General features: G+C 38.2%; 20 protein-coding genes. 10 read left to right on the forward strand and 10 right to left on the reverse strand.

The window, feature by feature from the left end:
* Positions 1-132: 132 nt before the first annotated feature.
* The 7 genes from BKE30_RS14065 to BKE30_RS14095 all read right to left on the reverse strand — a co-directional run bounded on the left by BKE30_RS14065 (position 133) and on the right by BKE30_RS14095 (position 4668).
* Positions 133-507: a hypothetical protein gene (locus BKE30_RS14065; protein WP_076879200.1), complete on the reverse strand. Its 375-nt coding sequence runs from the start codon at positions 505-507 to the stop codon at positions 133-135.
* Positions 500-703 (reverse strand): exodeoxyribonuclease VII small subunit, encoded by a 204-nt coding sequence (gene xseB / locus BKE30_RS14070; protein ID WP_143253771.1) that lies wholly within the window; start codon positions 701-703, stop codon positions 500-502. The genes BKE30_RS14065 and xseB overlap by 8 nt, the downstream gene beginning before the upstream one ends.
* On the reverse strand, positions 696-2030 hold the full coding sequence (xseA, locus tag BKE30_RS14075) for an exodeoxyribonuclease VII large subunit (protein WP_076879202.1): 1335 nt from the start codon (positions 2028-2030) through the stop codon (positions 696-698). The genes xseB and xseA overlap by 8 nt, the downstream gene beginning before the upstream one ends.
* A gap of 8 nt (positions 2031-2038) precedes the next feature.
* Positions 2039-2641, reverse strand: coding sequence for a hypothetical protein (locus BKE30_RS14080; RefSeq protein WP_076879203.1), 603 nt, complete (start codon positions 2639-2641; stop codon positions 2039-2041).
* A gap of 4 nt (positions 2642-2645) precedes the next feature.
* Entirely contained in the window at positions 2646-3497 is an 852-nt protein-coding gene (locus tag BKE30_RS14085) for a hypothetical protein (protein ID WP_076879204.1), read from the reverse strand.
* A 68-nt stretch (positions 3498-3565) separates the two neighbouring features.
* Positions 3566-4360 carry a hypothetical protein gene (locus BKE30_RS14090; protein ID WP_076879205.1) on the reverse strand — a complete coding sequence of 265 codons (795 nt, stop codon included), beginning with the start codon at positions 4358-4360 and terminating at the stop codon, positions 3566-3568.
* On the reverse strand, positions 4357-4668 hold the full coding sequence (locus tag BKE30_RS14095) for a hypothetical protein (RefSeq protein WP_076879206.1): 312 nt from the start codon (positions 4666-4668) through the stop codon (positions 4357-4359). The genes BKE30_RS14090 and BKE30_RS14095 overlap by 4 nt, the downstream gene beginning before the upstream one ends.
* A 126-nt stretch (positions 4669-4794) precedes the next feature.
* Here BKE30_RS14095 and BKE30_RS14100 point away from each other — a divergent pair, with 126 nt between their 5' ends.
* Both BKE30_RS14100 and BKE30_RS14105 read left to right on the forward strand, forming a co-directional pair.
* Positions 4795-5259 (forward strand): hypothetical protein, encoded by a 465-nt coding sequence (locus BKE30_RS14100; RefSeq protein WP_076879207.1) that lies wholly within the window; start codon positions 4795-4797, stop codon positions 5257-5259.
* 413 nt (positions 5260-5672) lie between these two features.
* On the forward strand, positions 5673-6296 hold the full coding sequence (locus BKE30_RS14105) for a hypothetical protein (RefSeq protein ID WP_076879208.1): 624 nt from the start codon (positions 5673-5675) through the stop codon (positions 6294-6296).
* A 40-nt stretch (positions 6297-6336) separates the two neighbouring features.
* Here BKE30_RS14105 and BKE30_RS14110 read toward each other — a convergent pair whose 3' ends face one another.
* On the reverse strand, positions 6337-6720 hold the full coding sequence (locus BKE30_RS14110; RefSeq protein ID WP_076879209.1) for a hypothetical protein: 384 nt from the start codon (positions 6718-6720) through the stop codon (positions 6337-6339).
* 293 nt (positions 6721-7013) lie between these two features.
* Here BKE30_RS14110 and BKE30_RS14115 point away from each other — a divergent pair, with 293 nt between their 5' ends.
* The 7 genes from BKE30_RS14115 to BKE30_RS14140 all read left to right on the forward strand — a co-directional run bounded on the left by BKE30_RS14115 (position 7014) and on the right by BKE30_RS14140 (position 13253).
* A complete protein-coding gene (locus BKE30_RS14115) occupies positions 7014-7421 on the forward strand; it encodes a hypothetical protein (protein WP_076879210.1) in 408 nt (135 codons plus the stop codon).
* Positions 7422-7627: 206 nt separating this feature from the next.
* Complete coding sequence (locus tag BKE30_RS14120; RefSeq protein WP_076879211.1) at positions 7628-7996, forward strand: hypothetical protein; 369 nt, start codon at positions 7628-7630, stop codon at positions 7994-7996.
* Positions 7997-8178: 182 nt separating this feature from the next.
* Positions 8179-8721 carry a hypothetical protein gene (locus BKE30_RS14125; protein WP_076879212.1) on the forward strand — a complete coding sequence of 181 codons (543 nt, stop codon included), beginning with the start codon at positions 8179-8181 and terminating at the stop codon, positions 8719-8721.
* Positions 8722-9061: 340 nt separating this feature from the next.
* Entirely contained in the window at positions 9062-9964 is a 903-nt protein-coding gene (locus BKE30_RS14130) for a zincin-like metallopeptidase domain-containing protein (protein WP_076879213.1), read from the forward strand.
* Between the two features lie 649 nt (positions 9965-10613).
* The gene (locus tag BKE30_RS15895; RefSeq protein WP_143253772.1) at positions 10614-10988 is read left to right on the forward strand and encodes a hypothetical protein; all 375 of its coding nucleotides are present in this window, start codon (positions 10614-10616) and stop codon (positions 10986-10988) included.
* Between the two features lie 718 nt (positions 10989-11706).
* On the forward strand, positions 11707-12102 hold the full coding sequence (locus tag BKE30_RS14135) for a hypothetical protein (RefSeq protein ID WP_076879214.1): 396 nt from the start codon (positions 11707-11709) through the stop codon (positions 12100-12102).
* A 191-nt stretch (positions 12103-12293) separates the two neighbouring features.
* Positions 12294-13253, forward strand: a complete 960-nt coding sequence (locus BKE30_RS14140; RefSeq protein WP_076879215.1) for a hypothetical protein — start codon at positions 12294-12296, stop codon at positions 13251-13253.
* 48 nt (positions 13254-13301) lie between these two features.
* On the opposite strand, the gene BKE30_RS14145 is transcribed toward BKE30_RS14140, so the two are convergent.
* A complete protein-coding gene (locus BKE30_RS14145) occupies positions 13302-14612 on the reverse strand; it encodes a toprim domain-containing protein (RefSeq protein WP_076879216.1) in 1311 nt (436 codons plus the stop codon).
* The gene (locus BKE30_RS14150) at positions 14613-15971 is read right to left on the reverse strand and encodes a DUF4116 domain-containing protein (protein WP_143253773.1); all 1359 of its coding nucleotides are present in this window, start codon (positions 15969-15971) and stop codon (positions 14613-14615) included.
* Positions 15972-16223: 252 nt separating this feature from the next.
* Here BKE30_RS14150 and BKE30_RS14155 point away from each other — a divergent pair, with 252 nt between their 5' ends.
* Entirely contained in the window at positions 16224-16613 is a 390-nt protein-coding gene (locus BKE30_RS14155; RefSeq protein WP_076879218.1) for a hypothetical protein, read from the forward strand.
* Positions 16614-16640 lie beyond the last annotated feature (27 nt).

The following is a 16640-nucleotide window of genomic DNA, read 5'->3' on the forward strand; positions in this document are numbered from 1 at the left end:
ATAATAACCAAATCATTATTTTTTATTAGACTCTAATTGTTAAGTTTATTGCCAATAATAAAATTAATTAATGCCAAAATACTTAAATTATTAGATATGAATGTCATTAAATCAAAGTTAAGGTATTATTTTTTAAAAGTTTTCCATCCTATCTTTACTACCATTTATCTGACTTTGACTTAATGCCTTTGTTCCCATCTGCTTGCCGTATTCGTAAGCGGTACTGCTTGGCCTGTTTGTGCCCATTTTTTTTCCCAGCTCCTGCACATTGGATATTGCCTGTTTATTCGCTAAAGATTGAGCATTCATATTGGCTCTTCGCTTTTCAAGCGCCGTGAACCGGCGTTCATAATGGTCGCGATCCTTATCATCAAGTCTTTCAACCTGTTGATTTATTGACTGCTGCATCCGGGCAATATCCGTTGCAGCAAGCTGATAGGCTGGTGCTGCCTGAACCAATCCTGTCACCAGAATGAGCAGCACAACTGGGCTTATTCCTTTAATCATTACCTAATCCTTTTAATGCCTCGCCTAATGCTGCCTCAACCGCATCAATTCGGGTTGCGCATTGCTTATATGCATCTACAGAAGCTTCTACGATACCCAGTAAGCTATCGATATCCACTTCAGCTGATTGTTGCAGAACCTGAAGATTATCTTTGAGTATCTGGCGGTTTTCCTTATATGTCTTTACATCACTCATGCTGAACCCTTTCAACGGTGGCTTTAATCGTGCCATCTTGGACTGTGATTTCTATGGGATCACCCCTGTTGAGCTGACCGGTTGAAGTTACTGTTTTCCCATCGCCATCATGAACGATGGCATAGCCTCTGCCCAGTAAATGTCTGGGGCTTAAACTTAAAGTCATCGTCAGGTCATGGCCAATTTTATTTTTTTCCTGATTTATCAAGTTATATACTAACTCTTTGGTCTGGAGGATGTCTTGTTTAACAGCTAGGCGGTGTCTGCTCATATGCTGCCTTAAATCCAAAACAATGCTGTTTTGCATCACTCCAATTTGCTGTCTCTCACCCACTATGGTTCTGTGCGCTAGCTCTTTAATGGCCAGTATATGCTTGTCATTGAACTGTCGGCTATGTTCAAGCTTCCGCTTGACCTCATCTGCGGTTTCCGCCATGAGTACCTTAATTTCCTGAGCCCGTGCCACGATGCATTGCTTAATTTCTTCAATGACCTTGCTGGGGGTACCAAAATTCCGGTGAGCAATTTCATCCAGAATACAGTTATCCCGTTCATGGCCAATCCCTGTCCAGACAGGGACTTTCTTTTTTGCAATAAACTGTGCCAGCTCCCAGTCATTGAGCCACACTAAATCACCAGCTGCTCCACCACCCCGAATGATTACAATTAAGTCTGGGTTATGGGCAGAGTGTCCATGCCATTCTTTTGCAGCCAGACGCAGGGCATCAATGATGTTCCGGCTGGCAGTGGCACCCTGAAATACAGAATAATAGTAGTGGAACTTACATACTTGGTGTAACTCAAGAGCATGGGTGCCTTGCTTGAAGTCTTCAAGACCGGCAGCATGCTGGGGCGCTATAACGATGATTTGCCGTATGTCAAAGGGATGATCAAGCTGTTTGTTGAGTCCATACAGCTGCTCATCCTTCAAGCGCTGCCGAATCATATCTTTTTTCTGTGCCAGCTCACCGAGTGTAAAACTTGCATCAATTTCCTTGATCGTAAAGGAAAACCCGTATATTTGGCTAAATGTAACCTCGACATAGATCAGGATGCAGAGACCTGCACTCAGGGATGTTCCTGTGCACTGGGTAAATTTAGTCATTATTTTATGGTAGGAAGGACTTATGATAGCCCTACTACTAGCCACGACCTGATCGCACTTACCTTTTTCAGTCAGCTCCACATACACAGGACGATTTTTTGTAACTGGCGAAATTCGTGCAATTTCAGCCCTGATCCACATACCTTGTACATGGCCGGTTAAAACCGATTTAATCTGTCCAAGCGCCTTAGACAGTGTAATCCCCTGTTCCCGAGAAGGCATGGCAAATCCTAGTACGCCTGAATGCTATATTGCATACCTATGCTATTCGCGCCCTGAATTGAAGTAAACTCCTCCCTGATTTTTAGGTCAGGATGATCTACTACAAAATTCTTCCCTGCCCCAATTTGCTTTAGATTAGCCTCAACCATATCCCGACCTGTCAGCTTTTCGTGTAAGCTAACCGCGAGGCTGGCATATATTTGTAATGCCCACTGATAGGCTTTACCATTAAGCGCTGATTGACGACTATTAAAACGCAGGCTGACTCCTGTGACTTTATAGGCATTACCGGTTGCCGTATACAAAATCGTGGCTTTACTGTCGTTGGAAAAAGCAGTGTCAACGGAGTGGCATACCCATTCACTTGCGCCCTCAAATGCTGGCCGATATTGATAAGTGGGTAAGCCAACATCAGCCAATGCTTGGCATGCAGGCATAGTTTCAAACCCATGGATAGACTTGAGCTTTTGCATTGCCTGCTGTTGTTCATCCTTGTGGTTCTGGTACCCATTGTACGCACCCAGCAGTACTGTTGCCCCCAGCATCAGGCCAACAATCAGGATCGTATGCTTGATATGGAATAAAGCCTTGTAGGAATCTGGTATATGCATCCCTCTACACCTTAAAAATCCGGCTAATAGTGTCACTATACTGACGCTTCAAGGGAGAATAGTGGCTAAATAGATAATCAGCAATTTTGTGGGCAAAAACACATTCAAGTTCATTCGTCAGGTCAATCACGGATCGAATACCATCCAGCTGCAAGACTTCTCTTTGTGAAGTTTCCGAAGCTCCCTCAACCAGTTCAGGCCTTATTACCTGCACTAACTTTACTGACTTTTCAATGATTGACGATCCATGTGATATTTGATCAACAAATGAATGGGATATTACCTTTTCAACAGCATAAGCTTTACCAAGCTGATAGAAATTCAAGACAGTTGCATACGGAAGCTGATATTTGTAAGTTAATAATTGTATGGGCTGCATCTGGCGCAGGTGTCCACCACATTTAAAATCGTTAATTTCCTGCATGAATTGACTGAACAATGGTGTCCGAGAAAGCTCAAGCATTATTTTTCCATTAATATAATTCTCAAAATCGGGACGGATGTCGGCCATAACCTGCTTGATGGCATCGCCCACTTTGGCCTGTTTTTCTTCGTAACCCATCTCATCAAAAACCATGACATTCTTGCAACGGCTTTGAGCCCAGTCATAGTGAACTTCTGAGTGCTCAAGCCTGTCGAGCGCTTCAATCCACTTCAGGGATATTTTCCATGGCAGCAGAAAATATGTTTGATTATCTCCCATCCTGACCTGTGCCGTACCATTAAAGATAACTTCAGAATTCAGGCAGGTTATTGACATTGCCTGCTTGGTGACAGACCAGAAAGACCCATCAACTTCAATGGAATCAATAATAAAATGCTGATCTTTTAAATCGGCCAGTGTTAATTCTTTCATGTCAAAACCTCAATACCCTTCATTAAATATATTCTATATAAATTAAATTGGCAATATAATTTTATTTTTTAACTAATACTTGTTGTTGGACTTATCAGCTTTAGAACATATTGCTTGTTTCCAAGCAGGTCATTTTGCCAATACCCCTGCCAGTATGGCATTCTTATCTTGAGATTTTGGCCTGCTTTCAAAGTCATGACATGTAAGTCGTTACCTATTTCATAGGTGTTGGCATTAAGGGCAATCCTTCGGCAATTCTCGGTACTGCCTGACGCATAATAACCCACTGATAAACAAATTAGGTTCACTACAGCCTTTGTAGTGGCATCCAGTTCAGGGACAACTAAAAAATCATCAGCATCAAAAGTCAGGAGAAATCTTTGCCCAGTAAACTGATTGTCTTGACCCAAGACTGACACTTCAACAACTTTATTTAACTGGTTACAGGGATCATGGTAGGCATCTTTTAAAACAAGGATGCCATCATAGGTGCCAAAGCTTACATCAATATAGGTGCTCTGGGCAGTGAGATGGTCAAATAGGTAATAAGGCAGCTTATGCGGGGGATTGGTACTTAACAGTAATTCAGGGTACCCTTTGGGGATTTTAAACACCCATCGATGTACCCCCCACATTAGAATACTGTGAACATAGGCCAGATCATTTAATGGGATTCCGGCCAGTCTTAAATCGCTTAGACTATATTCAGCAAGAATGGATTGATAATGACTGGCCAGTTGTGGCAAGTCCACTGATGAGGTGAAATCGCCATCTAATGCCTTTAGTATTAATGCTTCATGAAAAAGTTGATTGTTATTGGCCATAATGGCATGCAGCATGTGATAGTTCTTTTCGATATTCATGACAATCCCTGACTTTTTGTCACTGCAACATCCAATTCAACCGTAATCAGCTGCTGGAGCCGTTGTATGGCCAGCATCCCATGTTGCAGCCTTAAGGTTTTATTTCCCAATATCTTGATGCATTCCGGATATCCCCATTGATCTGGCGAAAGGCTAATGTTTTGTTCAATTTTATTCAAACGGCAACGATTGCGTTCACCAGTGGTTTTAGCGGTACCTGTAACCGGCCGGCCGCGTCTTTTCTTTAAAACATTGGGATCAGCGCCACTGATTTCCTTCACCCAATCAATGGTAGTACTATCATTCATTAAATAAAAAATAAATTAACAAAGTAATTAATTATACAATATAAATAGGTAATTGAATAAATTATGTACACTTTAATTACTTGACTATAATGGTTAAGATGAGGCAATTAATTTTTTGGAAATTTTATGGAAGCCGCAATCATCCGGACGACATTAAATCGTCCCAATTGCCAACTTAAAGCAGAAGTGATCCATGACTCGCATCGCTTAAGCTGGAGCGCGTGTGCCAATTTTAAGACCAACCCTTATTATGCAGAAAAATTCAGCAGATATAAGGACGCTGGCGTGTTACCCCAAGCCTTTAAAAAAGTTTTGGAAACACTTCCAGAAAACCCTATTAACTATGATGTGGCCAAATACGCAAAGAAAATACTTGAAGAAAATAATAGGCATAAGCCAAAAAATACGGCTATTCCCAGCAATCCCAAAATCCTTTGGAAGTTTAATGTAAATTTTAAAACCGAACATGATTTTGCAGAAAAAGTAAAAGCTTATAAGGAGAAAGGTTTACTAAATATCATCTTTGCCCAGATGTTACTTTCAATGCCGGATGATGTCTCAGAATTTAAAAAAGACGCAATTTATTTCTAGGAAATAAAATAGATTAGTATCGTAAAGGTGGTAAAACTAATTAGTATCAAAATAACATGTTTACCAAAATTCTTAAGGCTAAAACTATAGACTTGCCTTAAAAATAAAAGCCAAAGGATAACGAGATGTATTGCAACATCCAAACAAAAAACTGGATTCATAAGGTACATGGCAGCTCACTTCCTCTATTGATAACCCAGTTAATATTCAATTAATTATTGTTAATTCAATTAATATGGCAATATATTTTATATTATTTTTTTGTTGGTGGATTGTTTGTGACTCTTTCTTGACCAGAAGCTATCGAACTCGTATATTAGGTTATCTTTTATTTTTTATTTAATTTTCGCTTTGATGGCGTTCTTTAAGTAAATACTTAAAAGATCGCTATCTCTGCGTCATAGAGAGGTTTTATGGTTACTACCCGCTTTAAGGATTCTTCTGCAAAATCCCTGATCAACAAGGCTGTACAAACTGGTTTTGAGGAAGCACTTCTTAAAAATTTTAATCACTTCGTTCAAAAGTCATTTAATGTTAAACCTAAACTCGTCATGAATCGCTCAAAACATGCAATTTATGGCCGGCATTTGATGATTGGTCTTGCAAGTCGTGGCACTAATGAATTATTCATAAGTACCAAAACACAGGATCGTGATATTCATATCACCCTGAATGAAAATTATGGTTATTGTTTTTATGCAGCTGATGGTACGGCATATTCCTACGTTGCGTACCGAGCTTATCCATTGGTGCCACAAGATATCAGTAATGCGAAACTAGCTGAACTGGCCAGATGTGTAAGTTTTGATGATGCGATAGAGAATATCCGAAATTCGCGGCGTGATATCCTGAATAAGCGACTTATGGTTGCCTATGTTGGATATTATCTGCGAGTCCTTGGTCTTGATACACCTCGTGTTGTATTTGATCCCAGTGAAATTCAGCGTTTGACTGTACGGTTTGATAGTGCATTTAAAATAGCTACCATTTTGAGTGAGGCGCATTCCTATCTGGTGCCTTCATTCAAACAACATTAACCATTAAAACCCATTGCCTTTGCTTTGGGTTTTTTTAACCTTAAAACAACTCTTCCCTAAATCTACTTTTTTTCATATAGCCCAAATAACTAATGGATGTAATCCGTAAGGCTGGGGCAAACCTGCTATCAGCATATAAAAGCTTGATGTACTTAAGGCTAAATAGTTGCTCGGGAATACCCATATAAAAATTACTCACGTTATAGATTTCTGAGCACTGACTGGTGCTGATTAAATAATAGTGAAAACAATCGTCTTCACTGGAATGCAGGAGAACATTTTGCTGGCCTGTATAAAGTTTGGAATCATTACAACCAATGAGGTCAGCACAAACCTTTACTTCTGGAGCTTGCACACGTTTTTGTTCCTCCTTTCTTAAATCCCCACCTGTTATAAAATCTAAAACACCACCCCATGAAGACATAAGACAATTTCCTTTAAACAATAATTAATTTGGTAATATATCATATTAGCTATTTGTAGTGATGTTTGATTAAAGATTAATTAAACGATATAGTTTAGAAATCTTTATTTTTACTTAGATTTCACTTTGTGCGTGATCTTTAAGTAAATTCTTAAAGATCGCTATCTTAGCGTTACAGAGAGGTGTTTATGTGTTCTGATTCCATCGTTAGTATTCCATGCAACTATCCAAAAACCAGATTGGGCAAGCTATACCGCCCAAGTATTATTTCACTCTGTTTTGATAGCTTTTGCATGATTCATCAAATTGATTGGATAAGCAGCCGCAGCCGGCAGCAAGTACTTGAGACACACTGTAAACTTCTTGAATTTGTATTGGATTATCAGGAACCTGTAATTCTTGAAGAACTCGATCAAATCAGGGTTTTCAGTGAGAAACTGGGGCTTGTTCAGCTTGGTTTTCAGGATAACATGATGTATTTTTCAGACGGCTTTTGCTTTCAAAAGGTGCTTGGTGGCTACATTCTGTTGAAGCATGGCTTCAAGTATCCTGCACATGAGGTCAGTATATTTCTGGCCAATGATCTTATAGAGTTTGCACAAGGTCTCAATGATCCACAAGCGCCTGTCATTGCATCTGCATTGATCAATGATAAGGAGCTTCAGGAAAAACTTGGGTACCAACCAATACTCTGGAATTAACTTCATGACCCAGTGCATTGCATTGGGTTTTCTTTTTAAATCATCGTCCCTTTCCTTCCAATATTTACTTTGATTGTCTAATAATTAATAAAGCATTATATTTGTATTGTAGTCTTTAATTTCACTTTAACCCTGTTTTGATGGCAGGATTTTAAGTGATTACTTAAGATTACTGCTATCTCTGCATTACAGAGAGGTTTTAAATCATGTTCACCTATATCCAACGAGTTGAATGGTCAGGCAAAGCGGAAACACTGTCTAAATGCCAAGCTATTACCAAGGCAGAACAGATGGAGGTTTATGCAACATCGCTTAATCAAACAAGGGATATGACTGCATATACGCTTTACCATTTTACAGAAGGCCATTTGATCCGCCCAAGTATAGAAGATTGCTTATTGCTGCTTCACCAAAGTGATGGGTTCCTGATTGAAGAGTCAGATGGTGATAAGACGTTAATTCTAAAGAATAGTACTAACTTTTATGACGTCTATTTCTTATGCAATAAAATTGCACTAATCGAACTGGATAATACACTGAAAGGTTTAACCATGTTCAATGCTGCATTTCTGTAGACTTATAAAAACCCAAGGCATTGCTTTGGGTTTTTTTCTTCTAATCAACAATTGAACAATAATAAAATAGATCGTATATTAGATTCGTCTTTTATTTTTTCACTTAAATTACGCTTTGATGGCGTTTTTTTAAGTGAATACTTAAAAGATCGCTATCTCTGCGTTACAGAGAGGTTTTTTTCATGAATGACATTGATATTGCAATTAATTATCTTTGTAACTTACAGACTACAGCAAATATCCGTGTTCGTATCCAGACAAACTCATCAATTGATCCAATTCATCTTTTGAGTCGATTAAACGGCCGTAAAGGAACTTATATTTATGGCGTATTTAATGACCATGAAACTTTCGTAACTGGTCAATGTATCGATAACTTGCATTCCATGCATCACCGGACTGCTGAACGATATAGAAACTGGATTCAAGCGCAAACCAAGCAACGTATGGAAATTCCATGTACCAGCAATGAGTATATGCAATGGCTAAAGCAAATAAGGTTCATGAATTTAATAAATGAAATACATGAGGTTTATTGCACGTTACTTGGTGGCCAAAAGATGCGTTTTATGGATGTTTCATTGAGTGAGCTTGCCTCTTCAAATCTCGATCCCGCTCAAATTAAAGATGCACTGTGTTTTTACACCCAGCATATTTTAATCCTTAAGCTAAGTGATGATGTCTATAAACATTGCTATGCTATAGGTGATTTTGAATGGGCTTAACCGTTACTGACCCCTTGAAACCCATTGCCTTTGCTTTGGGTTTTCTAATTTATAGATGAAAAATTTTTAACGACAAATCAATTTAGAAGGGCTTATCATGCTTTTCAATAATTTAATTCATTCTAATAATTAATAATTTTTTGCTTTTAAATAGGTTGATATATTAAATTTTGAACAATTTTAATAATCATTAATCTTTTAATTGATTGAAGTAAAAAACAATTAATCGTATATTACTTTTGTAATCTTTTTATTCACTTTTATTTTTCCGCTTTGATGGCGGAATCCTAAGTGAATACTTGGAATTGCCGCTATCTCTGCGTCACAGAGAGGTTTTTTAATGTCTAAATCAAATGTTCACCCAAAATTTGCAGAGCTTGCCCGTCAGATAGAGGAACAATTTGCCACCGGCGAATTTGTAATGCCATTTGGTGTTAATCGTTCTGCAATAACACAAAAGCCATATCGAGGCATGAATGCTTTGATGCTAATGTGGGTTCGTATGCTTGAAGGATATCGTTCAACTGAATGGTTAACGTTAAAGCAGGCGAATCAAAAAAAATGGAAAGTAGCAAAAGGTGCCAAGGGGACTGTTGTTGCGTTTTACAGCAGAGTTGAAACCAAGGACAGTACACCTGAGTTACCTAAGCATTACTGGCTAGCCAAGTACTATACTGTTTTTAACAAGGATCAACTTCTTGATGAAAATGGCGATAAATTGGTTTGTCCTGACGTGCTTATCGATATTGATTCAGAAACCCAGATCAAAACCTTGGATCAGATAGCCAAAGCCAGCGGTGTTAAGGTTAATATAGTTGAAGGTGGGAGTAATGCATTTTATTCCCGTGCTAACCACGCAGTCACGCTGCCAGCTATTCTCGACTTTGATTCTGTTAAGGGGTTTATCACGACATATGCCCATGAACTTGGTCATTCTAGTGGTAAAGTGCTTAGAGCTGACTGGGAAAAAGGTTCCTTTGGGTCAATACCATATGCTAAAGAAGAAGTTGTTGCAGAGTTATGCAGCGTATTTCTTTCAAGCATGCTCGGATTAGACAAGATTCCACTAAGCTCTCACTCTGCATATATTGCAGGTTGGTTGAACTTGGCTAAATCTGTTGATCCGGAATTTTTCGGTAAAGCTGTTGATGAAGCATCCAAAGCTGCAATCTGGATGTATAGTCTCACTCTGCCTACTGAAGATTTTGGTGAAAATGCTGCTGATACTGAAGCTGTCGTTTAACCAAAAAATCATAAAAACCCATTGCTTTGCTTTGGGTTTTTTTCTTTTGGGCATTAGGCTTGATTTAATGTGATAATCACAAAAATAATGTATAGTAAATAAACAGACAGCAAGAATAAGAATTGGAATTTGTTTAAGTTTTTCAAGGACAAATCATATATGAGCAATATATCTATTAATCATTCCACATTTTTCACGCTTCTATGTTAACTGCCCAACAAAGCATCCGAGCAATTGCACTTTATTGTGACAGAAATGGTTTAAGAGAGTATGCAAGACGTATTGGTCTGGATTCCGTGCAGGCTTCAAATGTCCTTATACGACACTTAAAAATGCGCTCTGGTGGCCAGCACAATGAGAATTCAAAAGCGTATCTGGACAAGCTAGTCTCTGTCTTTATTGAGAATGATGTTGATCAGGTTGTCATCATAAAGCGGCAAGATGTTTGGGATATATTTTTCTTATGTCCTGTTTAATATTGGATATTTTATTAATTAGTTAAATAATTCGGTGGTCTGGGCTTGAGCAATATTAAAATAATTCGTATATTATAAAGGTCTTTTATTTTTCACTTAAATTTTTCGCTTTGATAGCGATTATTTAAGTGAATACTTAAAGATCGCTATCTCTGCGTCACAGAGAGGTTCTTATGCAAGTTTCTATTGCTGCTGTTCAAAACGTTCTATATGCTCATTCTTTTGATGCCAATGCTTTATTCATTGGTTCACCTGATGAACATTTTTGTGCATCTGATTCAGGAATTAATTTTCCATTAGATTCACAAACGTCTTACAATTTCTGGAATTCATTCTCAACACCTAATGTTGATAGTGCTCTTTCTAAATTGAAAAATTATGGTCATTTAAGCGGCGATATCCAACTTGCTGTTTCGCAAATGATCCATGGTTATTTTAAGACTGAACATTTTGCTCGTAAATCTTTCACTACCAATTTTGTCGAATTTATCGATATTTTTGAATGTGAACTGATTGTCCATGTTTTCCAGACATGCTTACAATCTTAACCTATATTAAACCCATTGCCATTGCTCTGGGTTTTTTTCATTTTTAAATATCAATTAATTGAACAATAATTAAATAAATCGTATATTAGATTTGCTGTTCTTTTATTCACTTTTATTTTTCCGCTTTGATGGCGGAATCCTAAGTGAATACTTGGAATTGCCGCTATCTCTGCGTCACAGAGAGGTTTTTATGAAATATTTTATGTACTACATTGTTATACTTGGCATCTTTACGCTGGTTCTCTTTGGGTACAATGATAATCCAGTGCTTGATCCAAACTTGCGATTCAAGATTTTTTGCTCGTTTGCTGCTATTTGTATGGTTTGCTACACCTTAGGACATATTCTATCCTTCTTGTTCGACCATGGCGGTTATTTGGATCGACGAGCTGAACGTAAACGTGCTAAACAAAAGCATAAGTCTTAACCTTATAAAAACCCATTGCCATTGCTTTGGGTTTTTCTATTTATGATCGAAAATTAAAAATTTTGATAGCCCATTCTGGCCATTCGGAATAACCAACTACAACTGTGATTCTGTTTTACTCTCTTTAAATCTATACTTACCTATACCAGCTAATTCAACTTGACTAAAAATTAATTATTCGTATATTCAATCTGTAGTTTTTATTTTTACTTTTATCCTGCTTTGATGGCAGGATTTTAAGTGAATACTTAAGATTGCTGCTATCTCTGCATTACAGAGAGGTTTTTTATCATGTTTTTTCCAGATTTTTCTGAAATTAATAGTGAGCTTGCATCTAGCCAATTTCCAAATTTAAAGGTTGATTTTGAGTACCTATATGAAATGGAAGGGGCAAATGATGATGTTAATCGATATATCGAAGACCGTAAATTATTGATGACTGACGCTGCTATAGCCTTTGCCAAATATGCTCTGCTTCGTGATCAGTTTTATGGTTACTACGATCCCACTAAATCAACTAAATGGCATGATGATTTCAAGACGGAAGAAAACTTCCTGAATCAATGTCAACAAGCTGGATTTTCAGTTCACGTTGACCATGTATTTAGTGATGCTGAACGTACACGCTATATAGTTCATCCGCATGAGTTTATTAAAACTGGTCGGATAGTAGATGTATATCGTTAATCTTTAATTATGAAAACCCTTGCATTTGCTTGAGTTTTCTTATTTTTTACTTTTGTAAATTAATTGAACAATAATTAAATAGATCGTATATTAGATTCATCTTTTATTTTCACTTAAATTACGCTTTGATGGCGTTTTTTAAGTGAACACTTAAAAGATCGCTATCTCTGCGTCACAGAGAGGTTTTTTTCATGAATTACAAAGCTACATTCTTTGACGCCAAAGAAGTGAATAGCCGCATGCGTTTTTTACTTCATATGTTAACCATCACCAATGTTGCCAATGGTGGTTGTAATTTTAAATATAGCTCACGATATGGTAATAAGCCTTTTTTTGATCCGGTTTTAACTGCGGTTAGGGCTAAACGTGGGTTTAAGTCGAACCTTTGGATTTCTGCTACTGAGCTTAAATTCAATAGTAAGGAATTAAAATTGCACGATCATGCGGTTGCTGTGCCCAGTTTGCTATCGGTTAAAAATGGTGACAACTGGACGAAACAACCGGAGGTTTTTTACAATGCTGATCAGGTTGATGGTTTTGGTTATCAAGACTCACTAGCTTCTTTTTCTGATGTCAATCGCGTAAATAGTTATCTTAGGAATATCTGCCACAGTCTGTTTTACAAGATTGCTTTTGGCGCTAAACCTAAGCTGACCACCAAAATAATTATTTTGGATGAGCTGGCAAAAGATGACGTAATTTATCAGAACATGACCTTATTGCGTGCTCTGGTATATATTCATTCGCTGGATCATAAGATTACATCAGACCGAGAAATGGTTATTGAACTTGCGACTCGTTTAATTGCTGAAAGTATGTCTATGTATTATCACATGGATTTGCCAACAGTATTAATTGACCGCTGGTCATCCATTAAGGATGTCAACCAGTTTGAAAAAGCAATTGAAGAAGCGAACAAGATTATTCCGGCATTTTCGGGCTTTAAGCTTGAAGAACCTATTTTTGAGTATGATCATGAAGAAATTCTTCAAGCAGACTCAGAAAATCTTATTAACGCTGAACCAGCACCTATTGCTGATTTAAACTTAGACAACCCTGCTCCCTATGTTTCTACACAACAGGTTGTAGTACCACCGTCCCAGACGTTTTTAGGCACTTTAAGCACCCTAACTTCGTATCTTGTCGGCTAACCTTTTAAAAACCCATTGCCTTTGCTCTGGGTTTTTCTAATTTAACGCTCACGCATTTTGCAATTGCTGTGCTTGCACCCTCATAAACACCACTGGGTAATGGCTTTGTAGGTAATTGATCAATAACCTCAACCGATTTTCATTTTCAAAAATACTGCATTTTTCCTTTTTATAAAAACTGATCTGCAAATGGTATTGCTCCTTGACTGCATTGGCTCCATATAGTGCATATAAGTCATTCCAATCTGAACCATATGTGTCAAACGGAAATATAGGCATTATGGCCAGTGAATTTATTTCATGACTTGCCGCAAGGCCTCTGGTCAGGCCGACATTGATTTTAGGCTTACCCTGATGATCCAGCTCACGCGGTTTGAGGTGGTCATTGTCAGAACAGATATAGATGGTCTTGTGGGGATACAGGGCACGTAGCTGCCGTGCAATGACACACAGGTTTTCTATGTCAAAGCAGACCAGTGTGGTTTGCCCTGTACAGTGATGTAACGTGGCTCCGGTGGCATAACCCTCGCACAGCAATATGACCTCAGCCTGTGCAATACCCTCCCCAAGGATGAAAACCGAGCCAGACTTGGGTGCTTCACTGCGAAAGGATTTAATAAATTTCCTTTGCTGTATCTGGCGGATCAGATACTCATTAATCGTTTTTTGTTCTTTGTTATAGGTAAAACCATGCCAACTTAAGATTAGCTCTGGCGCGCCCTTTTGCTTAGCCTCACTAATAAACTGAAAACTCTGAAATTCTCCTGTCAGGTTATAGGCTGGTATCACAAGTGACCCGTTGGGCAAGTATTGATGAATCTTTGACGGGTCTTTTTCCAGTTCCTTAACAATCTTAAGTGTTCTACTCGCTATATAAATGCCATAAGCATTAGCCTGTTTATGCTCAAGATAGGAATGACTAGTAGCAGTAACACAGGTCGCTTTAAATTCAGCGAAAGCTTCATGTGCCTTACGAGCAAGAAAAGCCTGAGACTCCTTGGCTTTCTTTTGTGCCCTTTCTTCAGACTCTAACCGTAATTTTTCCAGTTGCTTTTGATGCTGCTCCCGTTGCGTCACAGACATGGAACGCTGGTTGCCGAAGAATTTATCCTTGTCCTGTTCAGTTGGCTGGTATCTCCAAATAACAACGCTACCACCTGTCTTGTAGTTGCATATTTTTCCATTCGGGTATCCATCTCCATAAGCCTTGTAATACCCTGATTTTTGACCAGGCTTATCCCCTTCCACCCTGCATCGAACCCGTGCACCGGTCATCACTACATCATCAACGACCAATTTTTCATTTAGGCAGGCTAGTAAAAACTGATGTGCCACTTCATTTGGATCAAAGTCGTTCATTTAAATCAGCTCACCAACGCTTTTATATTGCATAGCATCAGGGGCAAAGGCTGCCATACGCTGATCCAGCATTAATACCAGTTCAGTAAGCTCATATGTTTTTAGGTAGGGCGGCAAATGTTCATATATTTCAGGCTTGGATGTGACCGCATTTTTAACCAGCTCCTTGCTGCGGTATACAGCGGGAACCCAGTAAAAGGCATTGGGATTTGATGAAACTGCCTTTTGACACATGTCATAAGTTTTTAAATCATCCGGCACAAACTCTAACGCCAAGCCATTTTGTGAAACTGCCAAGGTTGGTAATTCCATATCCCGCCATGGCATCGGAATATGTTTCAAAGCCAGACCATTTTTTTTCAATGCAGCTTCATATAAGGCCTCGCTGTGAAGCACTTTTGGAATATAAGCCAGCGCTTGGCCATCATGATTTAGTGCTTGCAGACAAAGTTCCATGCGCTTGAATTCAGGTGGAATAAATTCTAAAAAACGATAGTTAATCCTAATTAACTCTCGGCATAGTTCTTCATCGTAAACTGATGCTGGCATATATTTAATATATGAAAACTCTTGGATGGCGTGAGCAATTTGTAGAAAAAGGGCTTTGGTTAAAAGCTTGGGTTCAATTAAGCGAATAACCTTAATGTTCTTGCATAATATTTTGGCCAGCACTTTTTCCTCTAAGAAATGTTTTGGCGAATGCCTAAAAGCTTCCAACATTTCTTCACTACTAGCCTTACTAACCATGATGTTGACAAGATCACGACTAATTATAATTTCCGGAACATATAAAAAATTAGAGGCCTTTTTTGAACATGCTTTTACGGCAATTTCATGGCAAATATATCGAGGAGGCAAATCCTTGAGTGAGAAGTGATGACTGTAAAAAGCTTTGAAACATAACTCCTTAGTAATTAAGTGTTCAGGTATATGCGTTAACACAGCACTATTTGCCACAACCAGATCAGTTAACTCATCCGGCTGATTTAAAATCTCTGGAGCAATAAACCTGATATTTTTTGCATCTATCGCTACCGCCTTGAGCCAAACCGGTTTAATCATCGCTTTAGCAGGAATTTTAGATAGAATCGGGGTTTGCAAATGATGTACTGCCCAGTCGGCAAGAGGGTGCGGAACTGATTCAAAATCTTTTTTCATTTGCATGGCCAGTAGAACCAGTGCCGGCGTTTGTACATGAATGGGTACATCTTTAAGCTCAAGACTTCCACACACCAATGCAATTATGCTAGCTGAAGGGGTTTGAGCCATTTCGGGAAGCTCATCAAACCTGACTTTATTTAAAGCCAAATGAACCAAAACCTGTTTTTCAAGTTGTCTAGCAATTTCCAGCCAGTCCAATTCAATCTCCAGCAAGACAGCATTAATTTAATAGATTGATTAACTATAGCAAATAATTACTATATCAATTAATTTTTTATTTATTAAGTTACCTAATCTTGAAGGGTAAATTTCAAACATAAAATCTGGGATAATTAACATAACTTTTGCAATAATTAATAAATTAAAATCTGGATTATAAAGAATTTCAATAATCTAGGTTATATTGCAGACAGTAAGACTGTTTTTGACCATAGATCAGAGGGAAAAAATATGAAAGCTAATATGACACTGGAAGACTTCAAGGAAGTCCTGCGCAAGTATAAATGGCAAATTCGCTCCGGCTTTGGATACTTAACGATCTTCTTTGCTTATAGTACCGTAATTCTCATGATTGATTTTACTAACCCTGAAATTACTGCAATGTATTATATGACCCTTATCACATGGCTAACATTAGCAATGACAGCCATACTTGCAGTCTATGATCTGATTTCAAAAAAACGCATATTGGCATATTTGTCACGCTTATTTTTTTATGTACTAATCCCCTTTTTCGCAGTATTGATTGCGATTTCCTATGATCCCTCTACCAAAGCAGCTGATGATCCCTATATGACACAGATTAAATCAATGGCAACCACCCTATCGTCCCAAGCTTAATGCTAGGGTGGATTTTAGCCAGTTGAT

It is taken from the genome of Alkanindiges hydrocarboniclasticus (assembly GCF_001982605.1).
GTDB lineage: Bacteria > Pseudomonadota > Gammaproteobacteria > Pseudomonadales > Moraxellaceae > Alkanindiges > Alkanindiges hydrocarboniclasticus.